This is a genomic window from Anaerosinus sp. (assembly GCF_965318445.1).
Window position 1 is genome coordinate 339,652 of the sequence record NZ_CBDNNH010000018.1, and the last position, 18,914, is coordinate 358,565.

At 37.1% G+C, this 18,914-nt stretch carries 19 protein-coding genes; 1 reads left to right on the top strand and 18 read right to left on the bottom strand.

Going from position 1 to position 18,914, the window contains the following annotated elements:
- Positions 1-27: 27 nt before the first annotated feature.
- Entirely contained in the window at positions 28-1,062 is a 1,035-nt protein-coding gene (locus ACWZFG_RS09815; RefSeq protein WP_147667498.1) for an MraY family glycosyltransferase, read from the bottom strand.
- Between the two features lie 414 nt (positions 1,063-1,476).
- On the opposite strand from ACWZFG_RS09815, the gene ACWZFG_RS09820 reads away from it, so the two are divergent.
- Entirely contained in the window at positions 1,477-2,349 is an 873-nt protein-coding gene (locus ACWZFG_RS09820; RefSeq protein WP_418627181.1) for an NAD(P)-dependent oxidoreductase, read from the top strand.
- A gap of 74 nt (positions 2,350-2,423) precedes the next feature.
- Here ACWZFG_RS09820 and ACWZFG_RS09825 read toward each other — a convergent pair whose 3' ends face one another.
- The 17 genes from ACWZFG_RS09825 to ACWZFG_RS09905 all read right to left on the bottom strand — a co-directional run bounded on the left by ACWZFG_RS09825 (position 2,424) and on the right by ACWZFG_RS09905 (position 18,909).
- On the bottom strand, positions 2,424-4,691 hold the full coding sequence (locus ACWZFG_RS09825) for a bifunctional diguanylate cyclase/phosphodiesterase (protein ID WP_455577554.1): 2,268 nt from the start codon (positions 4,689-4,691) through the stop codon (positions 2,424-2,426).
- A 249-nt stretch (positions 4,692-4,940) separates the two neighbouring features.
- Positions 4,941-5,747, bottom strand: coding sequence for an undecaprenyl-diphosphate phosphatase (locus tag ACWZFG_RS09830; RefSeq protein ID WP_418627182.1), 807 nt, complete (start codon positions 5,745-5,747; stop codon positions 4,941-4,943).
- Between the two features lie 95 nt (positions 5,748-5,842).
- A complete protein-coding gene (locus ACWZFG_RS09835; protein WP_177503654.1) occupies positions 5,843-6,295 on the bottom strand; it encodes a deoxycytidylate deaminase in 453 nt (150 codons plus the stop codon).
- A 308-nt stretch (positions 6,296-6,603) separates the two neighbouring features.
- A complete protein-coding gene (upp, locus tag ACWZFG_RS09840) occupies positions 6,604-7,239 on the bottom strand; it encodes a uracil phosphoribosyltransferase (protein WP_177503652.1) in 636 nt (211 codons plus the stop codon).
- A gap of 13 nt (positions 7,240-7,252) precedes the next feature.
- Complete coding sequence (glyA, locus tag ACWZFG_RS09845) at positions 7,253-8,497, bottom strand: serine hydroxymethyltransferase (RefSeq protein ID WP_147667143.1); 1,245 nt, start codon at positions 8,495-8,497, stop codon at positions 7,253-7,255.
- A gap of 34 nt (positions 8,498-8,531) precedes the next feature.
- Positions 8,532-9,089 (bottom strand): TIGR01440 family protein, encoded by a 558-nt coding sequence (locus ACWZFG_RS09850; protein ID WP_455577555.1) that lies wholly within the window; start codon positions 9,087-9,089, stop codon positions 8,532-8,534.
- Between the two features lie 25 nt (positions 9,090-9,114).
- Positions 9,115-9,582: a low molecular weight protein arginine phosphatase gene (locus ACWZFG_RS09855; RefSeq protein WP_177503646.1), complete on the bottom strand. Its 468-nt coding sequence runs from the start codon at positions 9,580-9,582 to the stop codon at positions 9,115-9,117.
- Between the two features lie 74 nt (positions 9,583-9,656).
- Positions 9,657-10,256 carry a manganese efflux pump MntP gene (locus ACWZFG_RS09860; RefSeq protein WP_177503644.1) on the bottom strand — a complete coding sequence of 200 codons (600 nt, stop codon included), beginning with the start codon at positions 10,254-10,256 and terminating at the stop codon, positions 9,657-9,659.
- 68 nt (positions 10,257-10,324) lie between these two features.
- On the bottom strand, positions 10,325-11,332 hold the full coding sequence (locus ACWZFG_RS09865; protein ID WP_455577556.1) for an L-threonylcarbamoyladenylate synthase: 1,008 nt from the start codon (positions 11,330-11,332) through the stop codon (positions 10,325-10,327).
- A gap of 7 nt (positions 11,333-11,339) precedes the next feature.
- Complete coding sequence (gene prmC / locus ACWZFG_RS09870) at positions 11,340-12,209, bottom strand: peptide chain release factor N(5)-glutamine methyltransferase (protein WP_455577557.1); 870 nt, start codon at positions 12,207-12,209, stop codon at positions 11,340-11,342.
- 1 nt (position 12,210) lies between these two features.
- The gene (gene prfA, locus ACWZFG_RS09875; RefSeq protein ID WP_147667156.1) at positions 12,211-13,278 is read right to left on the bottom strand and encodes a peptide chain release factor 1; all 1,068 of its coding nucleotides are present in this window, start codon (positions 13,276-13,278) and stop codon (positions 12,211-12,213) included.
- 24 nt (positions 13,279-13,302) lie between these two features.
- Positions 13,303-14,169, bottom strand: a complete 867-nt coding sequence (locus ACWZFG_RS09880) for a DUF1385 domain-containing protein (protein WP_455577558.1) — start codon at positions 14,167-14,169, stop codon at positions 13,303-13,305.
- Between the two features lie 73 nt (positions 14,170-14,242).
- Positions 14,243-14,440 carry a 50S ribosomal protein L31 gene (rpmE, locus tag ACWZFG_RS09885; RefSeq protein ID WP_147667160.1) on the bottom strand — a complete coding sequence of 66 codons (198 nt, stop codon included), beginning with the start codon at positions 14,438-14,440 and terminating at the stop codon, positions 14,243-14,245.
- A 218-nt stretch (positions 14,441-14,658) separates the two neighbouring features.
- Positions 14,659-15,705 carry an HD-GYP domain-containing protein gene (locus tag ACWZFG_RS09890; RefSeq protein WP_455577559.1) on the bottom strand — a complete coding sequence of 349 codons (1,047 nt, stop codon included), beginning with the start codon at positions 15,703-15,705 and terminating at the stop codon, positions 14,659-14,661.
- Between the two features lie 87 nt (positions 15,706-15,792).
- The gene (locus tag ACWZFG_RS09895) at positions 15,793-17,031 is read right to left on the bottom strand and encodes a radical SAM protein (protein WP_177503635.1); all 1,239 of its coding nucleotides are present in this window, start codon (positions 17,029-17,031) and stop codon (positions 15,793-15,795) included.
- 7 nt (positions 17,032-17,038) lie between these two features.
- Entirely contained in the window at positions 17,039-17,605 is a 567-nt protein-coding gene (gene pth, locus ACWZFG_RS09900; protein ID WP_455577560.1) for an aminoacyl-tRNA hydrolase, read from the bottom strand.
- Between the two features lie 350 nt (positions 17,606-17,955).
- Positions 17,956-18,909, bottom strand: coding sequence for a ribose-phosphate diphosphokinase (locus ACWZFG_RS09905; protein ID WP_177503631.1), 954 nt, complete (start codon positions 18,907-18,909; stop codon positions 17,956-17,958).
- Positions 18,910-18,914 lie beyond the last annotated feature (5 nt).

Sequence of the window (18,914 nt, forward strand, 5' to 3'; positions counted from 1 at the left end):
AATAGGCAGGTCTACACCTGCCTAATATTATTGATTCGTTTCAATAGATTTCTTCGTTTTTAAAATGCCAATCTTTTTCGCGCCAAAAACAACAGCGCAGGTAACAGCTAAAATAATTAACAGGCCAAACCCTCGACTCACTTCCGTAAGTGCAATCGCACTTAACCCAAGCCCACCGCTAATTACATACATCAACAATACTGCCTGCTTTTGCGTAAAGCCCATATCCAAGAGTCTATGATGTAAATGCCCCCTGTCCGGCTTAAATATCGGTGTTCCATTTAAATATCTACGAACAATCGCAAAAGTCGTATCAAGAATCGGAAGCCCAAGTGCCAGAATCGGCACGATTAAAGCTATCGTTGCTGCACTTTTTACCGCTCCTAATACGGAAATTCCTGCTAACATATAACCCAAAAACATACTTCCTGTATCTCCCATGAAAATCTTAGCTGGATTAAAGTTATATTGCAAGAATCCCATTGCAGCCCCTGCAAGGGCAGCTGTAAGCACCGCAACAAGTAAGAATCCCTGCTGCAACGCAACCAATAATATTGTTATCGCAGCAATCGTTGATACACCAGCTGCTAATCCATCCAACCCATCAATTAAATTCACGGTATTCGTCAAGCCAACAATCCAAAATATCGTAATTGGAATTGCTAAATATTCACTCAAGAAAAACATATCACCAAATGGATTCGTAATGCAATCAATGCGAACATCAAATAACACCAATACAATTGCTGCAATAATCTGCCCCATCAGTTTAACTTTTGCTGGCAAAGACTTAAAATCGTCAATAATCCCTACAATTAGAATTACTGTAGCACCAGTTAACAGCCCTACGACTTCTTTCGTCAAATCCACCGTAAATAAAGCTGCTACCATAAAAGCAAAATATATCGCAAGCCCACCTATACGAGGAATAGGTTTACTATGAACTTTTCTTTCATCAGGCGCATCCATTGCTCCTGTTTTATTCGCTAAAGAAATTACTCTAGGCGTCAAAATATAGGCTACTACTATCGCAATAATAAACGCCAAAACATAATCCGGCATCATATTTTCGCACCCCTTTTCTATACAACAACCCCATTGTACCTCACTAATTCTAGACTGTCAATTAAATAAAATAGAGTAAACTAAGACATTTTCTCACACTTTCCAACAAGAGTCAAATCCTTTTATTTCTATTAAAGAAAATATTTAAACTTTTGTTTACTCTCTAAAAAGCAAAAATTTAATACAATGACTAAAATAATTACTCACCTTTTGCTACTCTTTTATAAATGTGTTTTTAATATATTTATAGCTCCACATGCATCCTCTAAATTTATCATACTCTTCTAGTCATTTTTTCTAAATTATTGTATAATTTTAACTAAAATAAAATTCACCGGAAAGTGAATTAATCCTTTAATTTAGTTTTACTTTGTATATCTTAAGTTATAAGGAAAAAGAGGAGATCTTATCATGAAAGAAAATTTAACAATTGGATTTATAGGTATCGGAGTTATGGGAAAAAGCATGGCTACTCATTTACTCAACGATAATTACAAAGTACATGTTTATACACGTACAAAAACAAAAGCAACTAAACTTTTAGAAAAAGGCGCCGTTTGGGCGGATTCACCAAAAGCAATTGCAGATAAGTGTAATTTCATCATCACTATGGTTGGCTATCCAAAAGATGTCGAAGAAGTATATTTTCATGATGGTATTTTAGATCATGCCCACGCTGGTACTTACTGTATTGATATGACAACTTCCAGCCCTACTCTTGCAAAAAAAATTGCCAATGCAGCTAAGAGCAAAAATTTATTTGCACTAGATGCGCCTGTTTCTGGCGGCGACATTGGTGCAAAAAACGGGCAGCTTGCCATTATGGTCGGCGGCGAGAGGGAAGTATTTGAAAAAGCTTTGCCAATCTTACAGCTTTTAGGAACAAATATCAAACTACAAGGCAGTGCAGGCGCAGGACAATATACGAAGATGTGCAATCAAATCGTCATCGCTTCCAATATGATGGGGGTATGCGAAGCGATTGTTTATGCAAAAAAAGTCGGTCTTGACCCAAGCTCAGTGTTAGATAGCATTTCAACTGGTGCAGCGGGCAGTTGGTCATTAAGTAATCTTGCCCCACGCATTATTAAAGGAGACTACAACCCAGGATTTTTCGTTAAACATTTTATCAAGGATATGAAAATCGCATTAGATTCTGCTGCGGAAATGAATCTTCATTTACCAGGGCTTACACTTGCAAAAACTCTATATGAACAACTTGCATACAATGGTGGAGAAAATTACGGCACACAAGCTCTAATTAAAGTTTTAGAAAAAGAATAAAATAGCAGAGAAATGTACCCTATAGTTGACACCTTTTCCTGTCAATTTTATAGGGTACATTTTACTTCTGATCATTATTCTTTATTTTTTAAGAGTTTTTCAAATGCTTCAACAGGTAATGGCTTGCTAAAATAATATCCTTGAATTAAATCACAACCTACATTTGTTAAAAACTCAACTTGATATTCCTCTTCAATCCCTTCCGCCACAGTATTCAAATTAAGGCCTTGCGCCATTTCAATTATTGAACGCACAATACTCTTTTCCTTCGTTTCTTCAACTGTATAAACCTCTCGCTGCCAATCTGAAAAAAAGCTACGATCTATTTTTAATGTATCAATTGGCATATTTTTCAATAAACCCAATGAGGAATACCCACTTCCAAAATCATCAATAGAAATTTTAAATCCCCGATTTTTGATTTTTTTCAAAAATCCAGTCAAACCTTCGCCATTATTAAAAGATACACTCTCTAATATTTCTAGTTCAAGTAAGCTATGCGCAATATTATACTTTTGTGCAACTGCTTCAATCCGTTCAATAAAATTGCTTTGCCCTAATAAGGTAAGTCTAGATATATTCACTGATATCGGCACAAGTGTAATTCCTTGATTAAGCCAAATTCTCATTTGACGGCAAACTGCTTCAAAAACGTACATATCCAAATATTTAATAGTCCCATTTTGTTCAAATACAGGAATAAATTTTACAGGAGAGATCATTCCTTTTGTTGGATGAATCCACCGGACTAACGCTTCTGCCCCGCCTAAATGTCTTGGGGGGCGAACTTTATATTTAGGCTGTAAATAAATTTCAAATTGTTTTTCTTCAATAGCCTGTTGCAGACCATCTTCGAATTCTTTTATCTCCCGCATCTTGATTAACATTTTATCATCAAAATATATAAAGGAGTTATTACTATAATTTTTTCCCGCCAGACGCGCAATATTTGCATTATCAATGCATTTTGCCAAATCAAAATCGTATTTCCCGATTTGATATATTCCACAAGAAAAGGTTAGTACATGTTTATGATTATAATATTCACTTATTTCATCAAACAGCTGGGTCAGTCTAGTCAAACTTTCTTCCTTTTCTTTTGAAATTAACAATAGCCCGAATAAGTCGTTGCCCAGCCGATAAACATATTCATTTTCTATTAAAGCAGTGTCAAGTTTTGATGCAACAAAAGTTAAAAGCTCGGAACCATATTGATAACTCATCATTTCATTAATCAATTTAAATTTATCAATATCAACCACTGCTAAAATATATTTTCCTTTATTATTTTTTTTCGTTATTTCTTTATCCAACTTCATCTTTTCAAAATTCCCTAAATTCGTAAGCTGATCGATATATGCTAATCGATAAACATTCTTACGATTTTTATTTTCTATGATTTCAATATAAATCAATATACAAAATAAGATGAGCAAAGAAATTAGCAAAACCATTGTTACTAGAAAAAGAATATTGGCTATTCTTTTTGTTATAAAATCTGCCGGAACACTAGAAACGGTATAAATTCCATTAATATTTCCTAAAGGGACACAGGCAATATATTGTTCACCCAGCCCTTTCAATTGAATTTTTCCTACCGCCTGTTGTTCATCTCTTAACGTCAAAATAAATTTATGCAAATTATTATCTTCAACCTCAGTTTTTTCCTGCCAATGGTGAAAGTAGTCACGCAAACGATCATTTTTTTCATTGTCTTTTACTGGAATTAATAAGTTCCCAGATTGATTTAAAATAAAGCAATCCCCTTTCCCATCAAAAAAACTAAATGAAAAAAACTTTTTCAAATCTTCAATCCCATAAATTGCATATAATACACCAATAATTTTATTATTCTCCGCATAAATTGGGACTGAAAAAACCATACTGTGAAGATCAAGAAAAGGTGTACATGGAACATATGTCACTTTACTCTCCCCTTGTAAGGATTCCTCTAAATATTTCATATTACGAAAATCTACATCAAAGCCATAAATGGCTCTTCCTTGCGTATCTAAAATACCAAAACGAGTAAAGTTATTATTCTGAAATTCCTCTTTAAAAAAATTAATTAAGTTATCTTTCTCTCCTATTTCTTCTCTACCTATAGCGCTTTTTGTAATCAAATTAGACATCGTATGTAGAAAAGAGAAGGTTGCCTTTATTTTACCTTCTAATAAAATAGAGTTTTGTTTTGTTAATTCGACAAGACCCATTTCCACTTCATAATTAAGCATTGTCGCAACTTTTTCACGAAAAGATAGTAGTAAAAATAAGGGAAGGAACATCGCTATAAATAGAAAGACAATAATTTTTTTGTATTTCAAACTATTTTTCCAATTCATAGAATCCCCTTCTCTCCTCTCAACTTAACATATTTTGTTATAAATATACATTTATTAAAATAAAGTGTAATATAATTTATTATACTGCAATATCAAGAATAATTAAATATTTTAATATTTACCTGCTCTTGCTATGTTTTTAGAAAAAAAGTCGATAGAGTTTGTGCTTATCCTTGCACAAACCCTATCGACTTTTTCTTTATTAAATTTTAGTAACAAATTCTTCTATTAAATAAAACTTTGATCACTTTAGCCAAATAAGAAATAGGAAAATACAATAATACCAAGTACAATTCTATAATAGCCGAAAGCCTTAAAATCACTTGTCTTAATATAAGCAATTAAAAATTTAATCGTTAGAACGGATACCACAAACGCCGTAACTAAGCCAACAATTAAAATCTGAATTTCCTCCGCTGTATAGTTTAAACCAAACTTATACATCTTGAGCAAACTCGCCCCGAACATAACAGGAACTGCTAAGAAAAAAGAAAACTCAGCTGCGACTTCACGTGAACAGCCAATGAGCATCGCGCCCAAAATCGTCGCTCCGGAACGCGATGTCCCGGGAATAAGCGCTAACACTTGAAAACAACCAATCCCTATCGCTTTTAGAAAGCTTAACTGTTCTAAAGTCTGTACCTGTGGACGAACTTTTTTATTTCTATTTTCCAGTATAATAAATAAAATTCCATATAAAATCAACGTCACAGCTACGGTCTGATAATTGTAAAACAAAGCATCAAGCAAATCATCAAACGGTAGCCCAATAACTGCTGCTGGAAGTACTGCAATGATTACTTTCATCCATAACAAAATAGAATCTTGATCAATTTTCAGTCCACGCTTTACCGTAATTGGACAAAGTTTATTCCAATAGAGCATCACAACTGCCAAAATAGCACCAAGCTGAATCACCACCAGAAACATTTCTTTAAATGCAGGTGTAATATTGAGCTTAATAAACTCATCAACGAGAATCATATGACCAGTACTACTTACTGGCAACCATTCCGTAATTCCTTCCACTATACCAAGGAAAATTACTTTTAACATTTCAAGCACGAAAAATTCACTCCCTAAATTCAAATGACACATAAAGAGATTTTACTCTATATCCCTTTAATTTGCAATATTTATCCATAAATAAATTATTTTTCATCTGTAATATTTTTCGGCTCACACTCAACGATACTGCCATCTGTTTCATAGTAAACAACTTTGCTGAGCATTGCATTGCGAATCATCCGACGACAAAGCAGGCATGGCTTGCCTGATGCTAAACTACCATCCGCATTTACACCGGCAATATAAATCGTTGCACCTTTCATTTTCTCTGGATCCGCATTGATAATCGCATTTTGTTCTGCATGTACCGCTTCACAAAGTTCATACCGTTCACCTTTTGGTACGTTATGCAGATTTCTTTGGCACATCTTAGCATCAACACAGTTTACAGCACCACGCGGTGCCCCATTGTATCCGGTACTGATAATAATATTATCTTTTACAATGACTGCACCATACAATCGACGCAAGCAAGTTGCCCTCGTTCCTACAGCCTTTGCAATATTTAAAAAATATTCATCCCAAGATGGACGCATATCCTATTCCTCCATTTATAACAAAAGAGTAAATATAAAAATATTCTACTTCTCTTTATATTTTACCAATCAAACAGAATCCCATCATATACTAAAGAGAGTTTCATCAAATGAAACTCTCTTTATAAAAAACTACAGAATCTACAATAAGAAGGCTCGCCAGTTGGCAAGAAGTACGTAGATGCTAGGCGCACCACAGCGGCGTGAGGAAGTCGTACTAGTGTACGTCGACCGAACCCGCGAGGAGCAACGACGCAGATGCGTGCTTATTGCCAGCCCGCTAGCCTTCGCCCTAGTATCCAAGAAAATTATTTAGTGCCGAAAATTCTATCGCCCGCATCACCTAAACCCGGAACTATGTATCCATGATCATTTAAACATTCATCTACACTAGCTACATAAATCTCTACATCTGGGTGAGCTTCATTCACTACTTTAACACCTTCTGGAGCTGCAACTAGGCACATTAAAATAATGGACTTCGCACCTTTTTCTTTTAATAAATCAATTGCTGCTGCTGCTGAACCGCCCGTTGCAAGCATTGGATCTACTACAACTAAAGTACGTTCGCCGACGTCACTAGGCAATTTGCAATAATATTCTACTGGTTTTAATGTCTCTGGATCACGATATAACCCTACATGACCAACGCGAGCAGCAGGAATTAAATTTACAACACCATTTAACATGCCAAGACCAGCACGTAAAATTGGTACAACTGCAATTTTCTTGCCAGTTAACACTTTACTTTTACACACAGTAACTGGAGTTTTTACATCCACTTCAGTTAAAGGCATATTCCTTGTAATTTCATATGCCATAAGCATAGAAATTTCCTCTAGTAATTGACGAAAATCTTTTGTTCCCGTTTCTTCATCACGCATAAGCGTTAACTTGTGTTGAATTAACGGATGTGCTATTACATTTACTTTTAAATCTGACATCAACTATTTCCCCCTAATATAATGGATACTTTGTACAAAGTTTTGCTACAAGCTCTCTTGCCTGAGCATGTACTTTTTCATCTTCCGGATGGTCAAGTACCATTGCAATGATGCTTGCAACTTGTTTCATATCTTCTTCTTTAAAACCACGAGTCGTAAGTGCAGGCGAGCCAAGACGTATACCACTTGTTACAAATGGACTCAATGGCTCAAATGGAATTGTATTTTTATTTGCTGTAATTCCAATATCATCTAATAATTTTTCAGCAACTTTACCTGTTAAATTTTTGCTGCGCAAATCGACAAGCATTAGATGATTATCTGTACCACCAGATACGATATCAAAACCTTTTTCAATTAAGGTTTGAGCTAAAACTTTCGCATTCTTAACAATTTGTTCTTGATAAGCTTTAAATTCAGGGCTTAATGCTTCTTTAAAAGCAACTGCTTTTGCTGCAATTACATGCATTAATGGACCACCTTGAATTCCTGGGAAAATCGCTTTATTGAATTGTTTCCCAAATTCAGCATCTCTTGTTAAAATGAGACCGCCACGAGGGCCACGTAAAGTTTTATGCGTAGTCGTTGTTACTACATCAGCATAAGGTACTGGACTTGGATGAAGTCCGGCTGCAACTAAACCTGCAATATGCGCCATATCTACCATGAGATATGCACCAACTTTTTTCGCAATTTCACTTGTTCTTGCAAAATCAATTGTTCTTGCATAGGCGCTTGCGCCGACAACGATTAGTTTAGGTTTGCATTCTTCAGCTTGTTTTTCTAAAGCATCATAGTCAATTTTTTGCGTATCTTCGCCAACACCGTAAGGAACGATATTGAAATATTTACCTGACATATTTACAGGGCTTCCATGTGTTAAATGCCCGCCATCAGTAAGGTTCATTCCCATTACTGTATCACCGGGCTGTAACAAGGCAAAGAATACCGCCATATTTGCTTGCGCACCTGAATGAGGTTGAACGTTTGCATAGCCTGCACCAAATAATTCTTTTGCACGGGCAATCGCAAGTTCTTCAACAACATCTACACATTCACAACCGCCATAATAACGTTTTCCTGGGTAACCTTCCGCATATTTATTCGTCAATACAGAGCCTTGAGCTTCCATTACTGCTTTACTTACAATATTTTCTGAAGCAATTAATTCCAACTTATTGCGTTGACGATTTAATTCATTATCAATCGCTTGGGATATTTCCGGATCTACCGTTGCAAGAGTATCTAGAATAGACATTTTCAAATTCCCCCATAAATAAAATTTTTAATAATCATCTATCATCAAACTTTTTATATACAGCACGATTGCCACCAATAAATTTGGGTCGCGTTCGTGCCGCGATAAGTATAGCTTGTCCAATTTGCCTCATTTGTAAGCGAACCGGAACTGCCACGTGTTTCAAATGCATCCCAATTAAAGTCGCACCAATGTCAAGTCCCGCGTGAGCTGAGATTGTCTCTACAACAACAGGATCATGAAACTCCTCCATTGCCCTCTGTCCCAGTGACCCACCCGCATGAGCAACAGGAACTACACTGACAATTTCCAACTGATATTTTTCAGCCACTTCATTTTCTACAACAAGTGCACGATTCAAATGTTCACAACATTGTATCGCTAAATAAATTCCATAAGCATCGCAAATTTTTCTAAAGGTTTTCATTAAAACTGTTGCAACTTCTTTAGATCCAGCCGTACCAATGATTGATCCAATAACCTCACTGGTGCTGCATCCAATTACAAGAATTTGTCCACGTTTCAAACCTGCAATTGAAATTAATTCTTCCAATGCAGATTTAGCTTGCAGCCTAATTTCTTCTAGCTCCATTTTTAAGACTCCTTTTACACATAAGCTATTTTTCTTCTGCAAAAGTACAAATCTTATCCCATAATCTCTCAATCAACTGCGAAATCTGCTGCGCACATTCTTGGTAAATCATTTCATCTGCACCAAATGGATCGGCAATATCTATCTGGCTATCTGCATATTCAGCTAAAGAATAAATTTTTCCCTCAATCGATGGTACAGCTTGCAAAATCCCCAGCTTATGCTGCTTTGTCATCGTTAAAATTAAATCCGCTTCTTCCAATATTGGCAACGTCAATTGTGTTGCTACGTGATGATCTAGAGATAACCCTTTTGATAGCATCGCTTTTCTTGCCCCACTTGTAGCAACAGATCCTACCGAGACTGCTAATCCCGCTGATTTAACAATAATTTTCTCATCTAAATGCTGATTGCTTACTTTCTCTCTAAGCAAAGTTTCCGCCATCGGACTACGGCAAGTGTTTCCCGTACACACAAATAAAACTTTTACCATACCAAGTAAACTCCTTTTGCACCTAAAACTTATCTCTGACTATTTTAGCATATCAGCACGGATAAAAAAACATTTTATCCTAACAAATTCCACAAAATCTGTCCACCCAACAAAATAAGCGCAAATCCGCCAATCCGTTCTGCATATTCACCTAAAAATCGCCCTGCCTGTCGCCCTATATTGAGTCCAATAAGAGAAATAATAAAAATTACACTACCTAAAATTATATTTAACTTAATTAAATTGACATCTATCATTCCTATCCCAAAGCCTATAGCTAAAGCATCTATACTTACACTAAAGGCCAAGACTATTAGGGTCATTCCCGTTAATGGATTATTACATTGCACATGCCCAATATTCTGAGTGACTAAACTTTCCCGAATCATTTTCACACCTAATCCGGCTAAAACAACACCTGTAATCGCACCAGCCCAATCTCCTAACATCAATACGGATAAGCCACTTTCTGTCCCAAATCTATCAATTAATTTTCCTAAAAAACCCCCAATGTAGCAGCCAGATAGCAACATAATGATATGAAAGGTTGCAAAGACTATACTTGCTTTTATTATGACACGTTTTTTTAGTCTATTCATCCCTATTGGAATTGCTATAGAAAATAAATCCATCCCCAAAGCCACACTCATAATAAACAATTCAAGATCAGTCAATCATTATTCCCTCCGTTTACATACGAATAATCTCCTTATTTATATGAAACAGAATGGGAACTTATACACTATAGCGTAATAATTCTATACCCACTCGCTTTATACATACGATTCATAATTGCTAAACCAATCCCCATTTTATCTATTCCTTCAGCATAAATTACATCAACTTTATGGTCATCAAAAAATCGCAAAGCCCGATAAAGATTTCCTGCAATCGCTTTCATATCCCCACGGTTTCCATAAGAATACGTTAGCACATCATTAGAAATCCCTGCAATAAGCTCATCACTAGCAATTATCCCAAGCCGTTTTTTCTCGTCAACCGCTTTTCTAATGTAGTTTTTCATCTCATCTTCAATCTTATTCGGTGCGCCCTCTAGAATAAACATCGGTGCGCTTGGCGCATAATGATTTTGCTCGATGATGTCCTCTTTCATTTGTACCGATCCTGCACCGACTACTTGACGCAACATTTCTAGCGTAATCACTCCAGGACGTAAAACAGTCAGTACCTCTTGTGTGCAGTCAATAATCGTCGAATCAATTCCAACCGCACAATCCCCTCCATCGACAACTGCACTAATTTTCCCCTGTAAATCATCGAAAACTGCCACAGCCGAAGTCGGACTCGGTCGCCCCGATGTATTTGCGCTTGGCGCAGCAATCGGGATATCCGCAAGGCGAATAATTTTCCGCGCAATTTCATGGTCAGGAATACGAACTCCAACGGTATCCTTTCCATTCGTTACAATATTAGGCACAATGTTCTTACGTTTCAAGACAAAAGTAATCGGCCCTGGAGAAAAAGCCTTAATTAATTTTTTTGCCTTATCGCTCACATCAGTGACTACCTTTTCTATTTGACTTACATCTGCCAAAAGCAGCGATAGTGGATTGCTCAACGCCCGCCCCTTTGCGCAATAAACATGTGCCACAGCTTCAGAATCAAATCCATTTGCCCCTAAACCATATACAGTTTCCGTTGGAAAGGCTACCAATTTCCCACTTTTTAACAAACTAGCTGCAAGCTTAAGCCCCTCCTCATCACCTGATGAAATCAATTTTGTTTTCATAACAAACTTACTCCTGCTTTTTCATTATGACAACACGGTCAATATTGCCATAATCTTTTATTATTTCAAAATGATTAAACGCACCGGTTTGTCTGCCTATATCAGCAACATCCTCCGCCTGATAAATGCCGACTTCAAAGGCCATAAATCCATTTGGTTTCAAAAATTTTATTCCCTCTTGAATAAGGCGGCGATAAAAATCTAATCCATCCTTTCCACCAGCTAAAGCACCATATGGTTCACGCTTTACTTCTGGCTCTAACCCAGCGATATCCTTATCAGGAATATAAGGAGGATTTGAAATAATTGCATCAAATTGTCCAGCTGATAAACTATCGTAAACATCACTTTTTACAAACTCAAGGCGCATATCTACGCCATGCCTGATTGCATTTGATTTTGCTACCGCTAATGCTTCCGAAGAAATATCAACAGCAACTCCACTAACATTTAAGCAGTTCGCTAAAATAGATACCGCAATTGCGCCACTTCCTGTTCCGATATCAGCAATATGTACATTTCCCAGTTTTTTCAAACGTTCAATCACATTTTCCACTAAAATTTCAGTATCAGGACGAGGGATTAAAACGGCTGGAGACACGGAAAAATCCATACCCATAAATTCTTTTTCCCCTAGAATATAAGCAACAGGGATTCTTTTTACCCTCTGCTTTATCATTTCACGAAACCTACCTAGTTCCATTTGTTGCAACGGCTGATCAAAATGTACATATAAATAAATTCGTTCCTTGCCTAAAACACGCGAAAGCAGTACTTCCGCGTCAAGGCGTGATGATTCGACGCCTTTGTCATTGAAGTACTGCTCTGTCCACTTTAAAATACTGCCAATTGTCCATATTTCACTTTGCTTCGTCATCTTAATTAACCTGCTTCAACTTTTCACTCTGATCGGCTGTAATCAGAGCGTTGATTAATTCTTCTAATTCACCATTCAAGATAAAATCTAATTTATGAAGGGTAAGTCCAATACGATGGTCAGTTACGCGCCCTTGTGGGAAGTTATACGTACGAATACGTTCACTGCGATCGCCTGTCCCTACTTGACTCTTACGATTTTGGGCAAGTTCACTGCGTTGTTCTTCTTCGGCAAGTTCCAATACTTTCGCTCTTAACACACGCATAGCCTTATCCTTATTTTTAAGCTGCGATTTCTCATCTTGACATTGTACAACGATTCCCGTCGGCAAATGCGTAATCCTCACTGCCGATTCCGTTCGATTGACATGCTGACCACCTGCACCACTCGCGCAATACGTATCAATTCTAAGCTCATTTTGCTTAATATCTACATCAACTTCTTCCGCTTCTGGCAATACAGCAACGGTAACTGTCGAAGTGTGAATACGTCCGCTCGATTCAGTTGTTGGCACACGCTGTACTCGATGCACACCACTTTCATATTTAAATTTGCTATAAGCACCATATCCTGCAATAGCAAAAGATACTTCTTTGAACCCACCGAGTTCTGTAGCATTCGCATCGAGAACTTCTACACGCCAACCTTGAATTTCTGCATAACGAGTATACATTCTAAATAGATTTCCGGCAAATAGCGCCGCTTCATCCCCGCCAGCACCGCCGCGAATTTCAACGATAACGTTTTTATCGTCATTCGGATCTTTTGGTAAAAGCAAAATTGGCAATTCCGCTTCTAATTTTTCTTGACGATCTTTTAGCTCCGATAATTCCGCTTCTACCATTTTGCGAAAATCATCATCCAATTGTTCATTAAACATTTCTTTTGCATCGTCAATTCCTTGACAGACTTCTTTATATTCACGAAATTTTTCTACAATAGTTCCAAGGCTTGCATGCTCTTGGCTGTACTTTTGCCATTTCGGCATATCCGCAATAATTGACGGATCACTAATCATAGATTCTAATTGTAAATATTTATCTTCAACTGCCTGTAATTTATCAAGCACATTATCACCTCATACATCAGTATCTTAATTTACTGGTGCTGGCTTTACTGCTTCCAAAGCTTGTATCGCCACTTCCACTTGTTCATCATCCGGCTGATTCGTCGTAATTTTCTGCAACCACAGTCCAGGTAAAATTGCCAGACGAATAAAAGTATTGCTGCTATGTCCTGCAATTTTAATAATTTCATAAGACACGCCAGCAACAACTGGTAGTAAAATAACCCGTGATAGAATTCTCAACCACAAATCAGGCCATCCCAAAAACGCAAACATAATAATGCTCACAATCATAACAATCAATAAAAATGCAGTTCCACAGCGTGGATGTAAAGTGCTGTGTTTTTGCACATTTTCTACAGTAAGTTTTTCACCTGCTTCATAGGCATGAATCGTTTTATGTTCAGCACCATGATATTGAAAGACTCTCTGAATATCTTTCAGCCGCGAAATCCCGTAAATATAAGCTAAAAATATTAGCATTCTCAGCCCGCCTTCGGCAAGGTTAAGCCACATCGGATCAGTAATAGACGAGTGAATATATTTCGCCGCCGCCGTAGGAATGATGACAAATAAAACTATCGCCAATCCTAGGGAGAAGACCATCGTCATCAAAATCTCACGATCGGTCAATTCTTCGCCTTCTTCCCCTGCCATTTTTGCAGAATAAGACAGCGACTTTAATCCTAGAATAAGCGATTCACCTAATGCTACAACCCCACGAAGCATTGGTTTCTTTAAAATAGGATACCTTTGGGTTATAGACGAAACCTTTTCAGTTTTTACACTTATTTTTCCTGATGGCTCGCGAACAGCTGTAGCCACGTATTCAGGGCCACGCATCATGACCCCCTCGATTACGGCCTGCCCACCGACAGTTGGTTTTGCAGTCATGGCACTCCCCCCTTTAGCAATTATATCCAATTACAAATGAAGCAGAGCATCACTGCTCTGCTTGTCATTCATCTTATTTCGCATAACGTTTATTGAATTTTTCAATACGTCCGCCAGCAGTGATATCACGTTGACGACCAGTAAAGAAAGGATGACATTTGGAGCATACATCTACACGAAGTTCTTCTTTAACGGAACCTGTTGTAAAAGTATTACCACATCCACAAATAACTTTTGCTTCTTTGAATTCTGGATGAATTCCTTGTTGCATTGTCTTGCACCTCACTTTGTCCCATGGAAAATACATGGATAAATATTTTAAATGCACCAGCATCAGATAAGCCTTCACTTTCTCAGAAACGAGATAAGCATAGCTATTCTTGACAGATTCGAAACTGCAATTAAACACACTTATGTTTATTACCAGACAATTATAGCATACAGGTCAACCAAGCGCAAGATGAATTTCAGCATTTCTCTTGGTAAAAACTATTCACTATCAACGATGACTGCATTCATTTCTTTCATCAAATCAGCAATCGCATAATCGGCTACATTCAACAACCGTACTACCGGCCGCATTGGAAATCCTTCGTTTTGTTTCTCAACAATCCCAGCTCGTCCATCATTTAAAGTTACCATACTTCCCACCGGATAAGTTGCAATATGTTTCAAAAATAATTCAATAATTTCTGCATCAAACTTAATTCCGGCATTTAGCGATAAATATTCCATCGCCAAATAAGATGGCATTTTCTTTCCTGGTTCAATTTCATTGCTCGTAAGCTCATCATATGCATCACATACAGCAACAATCCTAGCCATTTCATGCAAATCGTTTCCTTTTAGTCCACGTGGATACCCTGTTCCGTCAAGACATTCATGATGCCCCCAAATAATCAACTTAGAAAAAGCATCTACATCCCATGAATTTTTTACTGTTTCATACCCAAGCTTCGGATGAGAGCGATAGATTTTTTTCTCCTCCGATGTCATTTTTTCTTCTGGTTTTCTCACAATATCCTCCGGTAATAGCGCTAGCCCAATATCGTGTAAAATTGCTCCAGTTCCAAGATACATCAGCTGTTTTTCACTGTATCCCTTAGCATGTCCAATGATTAAAGCAAGTACAGAAACATTCACTGCATGTCCATAAAGATAATCGTCTGTGTTTTTCAGATCTGTCAAATTCACAATAACAGTTTTATTCGTTAAAATATCATCAATAATGGATGTTACAACCTCTTGGATTTCATTCATATGTATTCGCTGTTTATTCAACAGTTTTTTTAACATTTGGCCAACAACACGTCGCCCCTCATTACGTGTTTCCTGTTTTACCACATCGTCAATTTCAATGCCTCGAGATTCATCATCCTCAACATAGAGATAAAAAATACCCATCTGTTTAAACTTTTCTTTGTACCTTACAAGATTTGTTGCTCCCTCATTCAATAAAACAATACCATATTTTTGAAATAGCGGGCGAGCTAAAACCATATCATCCTTCAGATTTTCTATTCTTATTACTCTCATGACAAAGTCCTCCTTTAACAGTAGATACTTTCTATCTCTCGATTAAAGCATTTTTATCTTATTAAATTGCACCTCGTTAAGCATTCCCTACGCTTTTACATAATGACTAAAACTGCCGATAATAAGTTGAGGGAAACATCGTTTAATCTCTTCAATAAAAAACCTTGTTCCATACATTTTTCCTTGTGGCTTTGGCATAATTTCTAAAAATGCATCAGGGTCAATATTTAAATTTCTAAGCTGGATCATATCAATTTTCGTCTCTGCTAAAAATTTTTTCCATGCAGTTATCTCTTCTTCACGATCATTTAAGCCTGGGAAAAAAAGCATATTCAGCGATACATAAACACCTTTTTCTTTCGCATAGTTAATAGATTCTTTGACGTTATCCAAGGAATAGTTGCCTCTATAGTATGCTTGATAGCTATCTGTTCTTGCACTAATAATACTGACACGCATCGTATCAAGTCCTGCATCGACAATTTTTTTTATCCCTTCCGTATATCCAGCATTTGTATTGATATTGATTTGTCCACGGTCTACCTCGTTGCGGATCAAGCGAATACCTTCTGCAATATTATCAGCCGCAAGGGAAGGTTCACCTTCGCACCCTTGACCAAAACTAATAATCGCTTCTGGTGCATTTGCCAAATGATAAATACCAACTTCAGCAATTTCTTTCGGGGTCGGCTTAAAATCAATACGGTTTTGTGGGGATGGGCAACACTCCGACGGTTGTAAGGAAATGCAACCAAAGCAGTTTGCATTACAAGCTGGCGATACGGGGATTCCTGCTTCCCAGCGACGATAAAACAAATTTTGCGCTGTACAACAATGCCACTGAAGTGAACACTTCCCAACCTGCTCAACAATACGGTTGTTTGGTAAATCCTTTTTCGTACGCGTAACAAGTTTCTTTAAATCATGTGTATTATAATTAAGCGGCTGCCATTTCTCATTCTCATCAGTATAAATCGCAGCTACATAAAGTTCATCTTTATACAATACAACAGCAGTATACCCATAAAGTGGTAAAACGCTGTCCTCATCCTCAGCTTTTGCAAACGCCGGCATAAAAACTCGCGTATATCCTGCCGGTAAAATTGCTGCAACAGCACGACCTGTAATTGGAACAATTTTACCGTTTTGTTCGCCTAAGGCAAGTCTGCCTGGCAAAAACATTAAGTCCGCCCCCTCTGGCAGGGGAATTAAATCCTCTTTTTTCAACACTACATTTTGATCGCCAATCCGTCCGACGCCATGAAACTCGGGATGGTCAAAAATCTCGCCATTTTCATCGGCATATAAAGCTGTTATCATTTCCATCCCCCTATCATTTTTTTGGATTAAACTTATTCATTGCTTTATCGATTCCATCTTGCACGATTGATTCAACTGCTGGTACTAAATCAGTAACGACTTTGGCAATCACGTCTTGTTCTTCTCTTGTGAAATTAGCCAATACATGTGCATTAACAGTCCACCCTGCTTGTGGTCTGCCAATGCCTATGCGAACTCTTGGAAATTCTTCTTTTCCAAGATGAACAAGCATCGACTCTACCCCTCGATGACCGCCCGAACTGCCACGTTTACGCAGGCGAATTTTTCCTACTGGTAAGTCCATATCGTCATAAATCGCAATAACATCATTAAGCTCCGCTTTATACCAGCGAAAAATTTGTCCAACGGCACTGCCGCTTAAATTCATATAAGTCTGCGGTTTTACAAGCAAAATCGTTTCTCCATTCAATTTTACCTCCGCAATCAATGCATCAAATTTATTTTTCCAATTCGTTACCTCATAATGACGTGCCAAGGCATCCACTGTCATAAAGCCGATATTATGTCTTGTATATGCATATTCATCGCCTGGATTTCCAAGTCCTACAATAATCTTCAAAGTTCTTCCACCTCATCACAATAAAAAACATAAGCTGTTACCTATAGCAACAGCTTATTTATCATCAGATATATCTAAATTATATCATTATCCGTATAATATATGAACTATTCGCTATTTTAGCAACATTTTATTAATGGTAAATTTATTATTATCATATCATGACAATTTAATATTGCCAACAAAATGCTTTTAAGGATATTTTGTAATAAATTCTAATAATAAAGCTATCAATTTTTCCTAATCTTAAACGAAAAAAATTTTTATATAAAAAGTGCCATCATAAAGCTATGATGGCACTTAAAAACATCAATAAAGAATTTCAATTTATATAAATACAAATTCAGTTATTATTTTTGAAACAATTTACTGATTGAACCCTTCTCATATACACAAGCAATACCTTCAGCAAAAGCTTCAGCGACTGATAAACATTTAATTTTATCAATTTTCTTCTCTTCAGCTAACGGAATGCTATTTGTAATAATCAATTCTTTAATACAAGAATTTTGAACGCGTTCCGTCGCTGGATCACTCATAATCCCATGTGTACAGCAAGCATATACTTCTTTTGCACCCATTTTTTCTAAAGCGCGAGCACCTTCAACTAATGAACCAGCAGTATCAACAATATCATCAACAATAACTGCTGTTTTGCCTTCAACATTACCAATAATATTCATTACTTCAGCAACGCCAGGCATTGGACGACGTTTTTCAATGATTGCAATTGGTGCGGATAATCTATCTGCTAATTGTCTAGCTCTTGTAACGCCACCTAAGTCAGGCGATACAACAACAACATCTTCTAATTTTTTTTCTGCAATATAACGGGCAAGAATTGGTACTCCTACAAGATGATCTACTGGAATATCAAAAAAGCCTTGAATTTGGCCTGCATGTAAATCCATTGTCATGATTCGGCTTGCACCGGCAGTCGTTAAAAGATTTGCTACTAATTTTGCGGAAATAGGTTCGCGACCACGTGTTTTACGGTCTTGACGCGCGTATGCGTAATAAGGAACAACTGCTGTAATCATTTTTGCCGAAGCACGTTTACAAGCATCGATCATAATCAATAATTCCATCATACTGTCATTTACTGGTTGACAAGTAGGCTGGATAATGAATACATCTTTACCGCGTACACTTTCATCAATCATCACTTGTGTTTCCCCATTATTAAAGTGACCTACATAAGCACTTCCTAACGGTACACCCATATATTCAGCAATTTCTCTAGCTAGTTCCGGATTGGCATTACCTGTAAAAATACGTAGATTTTTGCTATCCGCTATTTTCATTTATA

Bases quoted from the DNA above. Each gene is read 5' to 3' on its own strand.
- ACWZFG_RS09880 (WP_455577558.1), bottom strand. From the start codon at position 14,169: ATGACTGCAAAACCAACTGTCGGTGGGCAGGCCGTAATCGAGGGGGTC.
- ACWZFG_RS09825 (WP_455577554.1), bottom strand. From the start codon at position 4,691: ATGAATTGGAAAAATAGTTTGAAATACAAAAAAATTATTGTCTTTCTA.
- prmC (WP_455577557.1), bottom strand. From the start codon at position 12,209: ATGACGAAGCAAAGTGAAATATGGACAATTGGCAGTATTTTAAAGTGG.
- ACWZFG_RS09890 (WP_455577559.1), bottom strand. From the start codon at position 15,705: ATGAGAGTAATAAGAATAGAAAATCTGAAGGATGATATGGTTTTAGCT.
- ACWZFG_RS09895 (WP_177503635.1), bottom strand. From the start codon at position 17,031: ATGGAAATGATAACAGCTTTATATGCCGATGAAAATGGCGAGATTTTT.
- ACWZFG_RS09865 (WP_455577556.1), bottom strand. From the start codon at position 11,332: ATGAAAACAAAATTGATTTCATCAGGTGATGAGGAGGGGCTTAAGCTT.
- ACWZFG_RS09855 (WP_177503646.1), bottom strand. From the start codon at position 9,582: ATGGTAAAAGTTTTATTTGTGTGTACGGGAAACACTTGCCGTAGTCCG.
- ACWZFG_RS09905 (WP_177503631.1), bottom strand. From the start codon at position 18,909: ATGAAAATAGCGGATAGCAAAAATCTACGTATTTTTACAGGTAATGCC.
- upp (WP_177503652.1), bottom strand. From the start codon at position 7,239: ATGTCAGATTTAAAAGTAAATGTAATAGCACATCCGTTAATTCAACAC.
- ACWZFG_RS09815 (WP_147667498.1), bottom strand. From the start codon at position 1,062: ATGCCGGATTATGTTTTGGCGTTTATTATTGCGATAGTAGTAGCCTAT.
- ACWZFG_RS09830 (WP_418627182.1), bottom strand. From the start codon at position 5,747: ATGTTAAAAGTAATTTTCCTTGGTATAGTGGAAGGAATTACGGAATGG.
- rpmE (WP_147667160.1), bottom strand. From the start codon at position 14,440: ATGCAACAAGGAATTCATCCAGAATTCAAAGAAGCAAAAGTTATTTGT.
- ACWZFG_RS09835 (WP_177503654.1), bottom strand. From the start codon at position 6,295: ATGCGTCCATCTTGGGATGAATATTTTTTAAATATTGCAAAGGCTGTA.
- glyA (WP_147667143.1), bottom strand. From the start codon at position 8,497: ATGTCTATTCTAGATACTCTTGCAACGGTAGATCCGGAAATATCCCAA.
- ACWZFG_RS09850 (WP_455577555.1), bottom strand. From the start codon at position 9,089: ATGGAGCTAGAAGAAATTAGGCTGCAAGCTAAATCTGCATTGGAAGAA.
- ACWZFG_RS09820 (WP_418627181.1), top strand. From the start codon at position 1,477: ATGAAAGAAAATTTAACAATTGGATTTATAGGTATCGGAGTTATGGGA.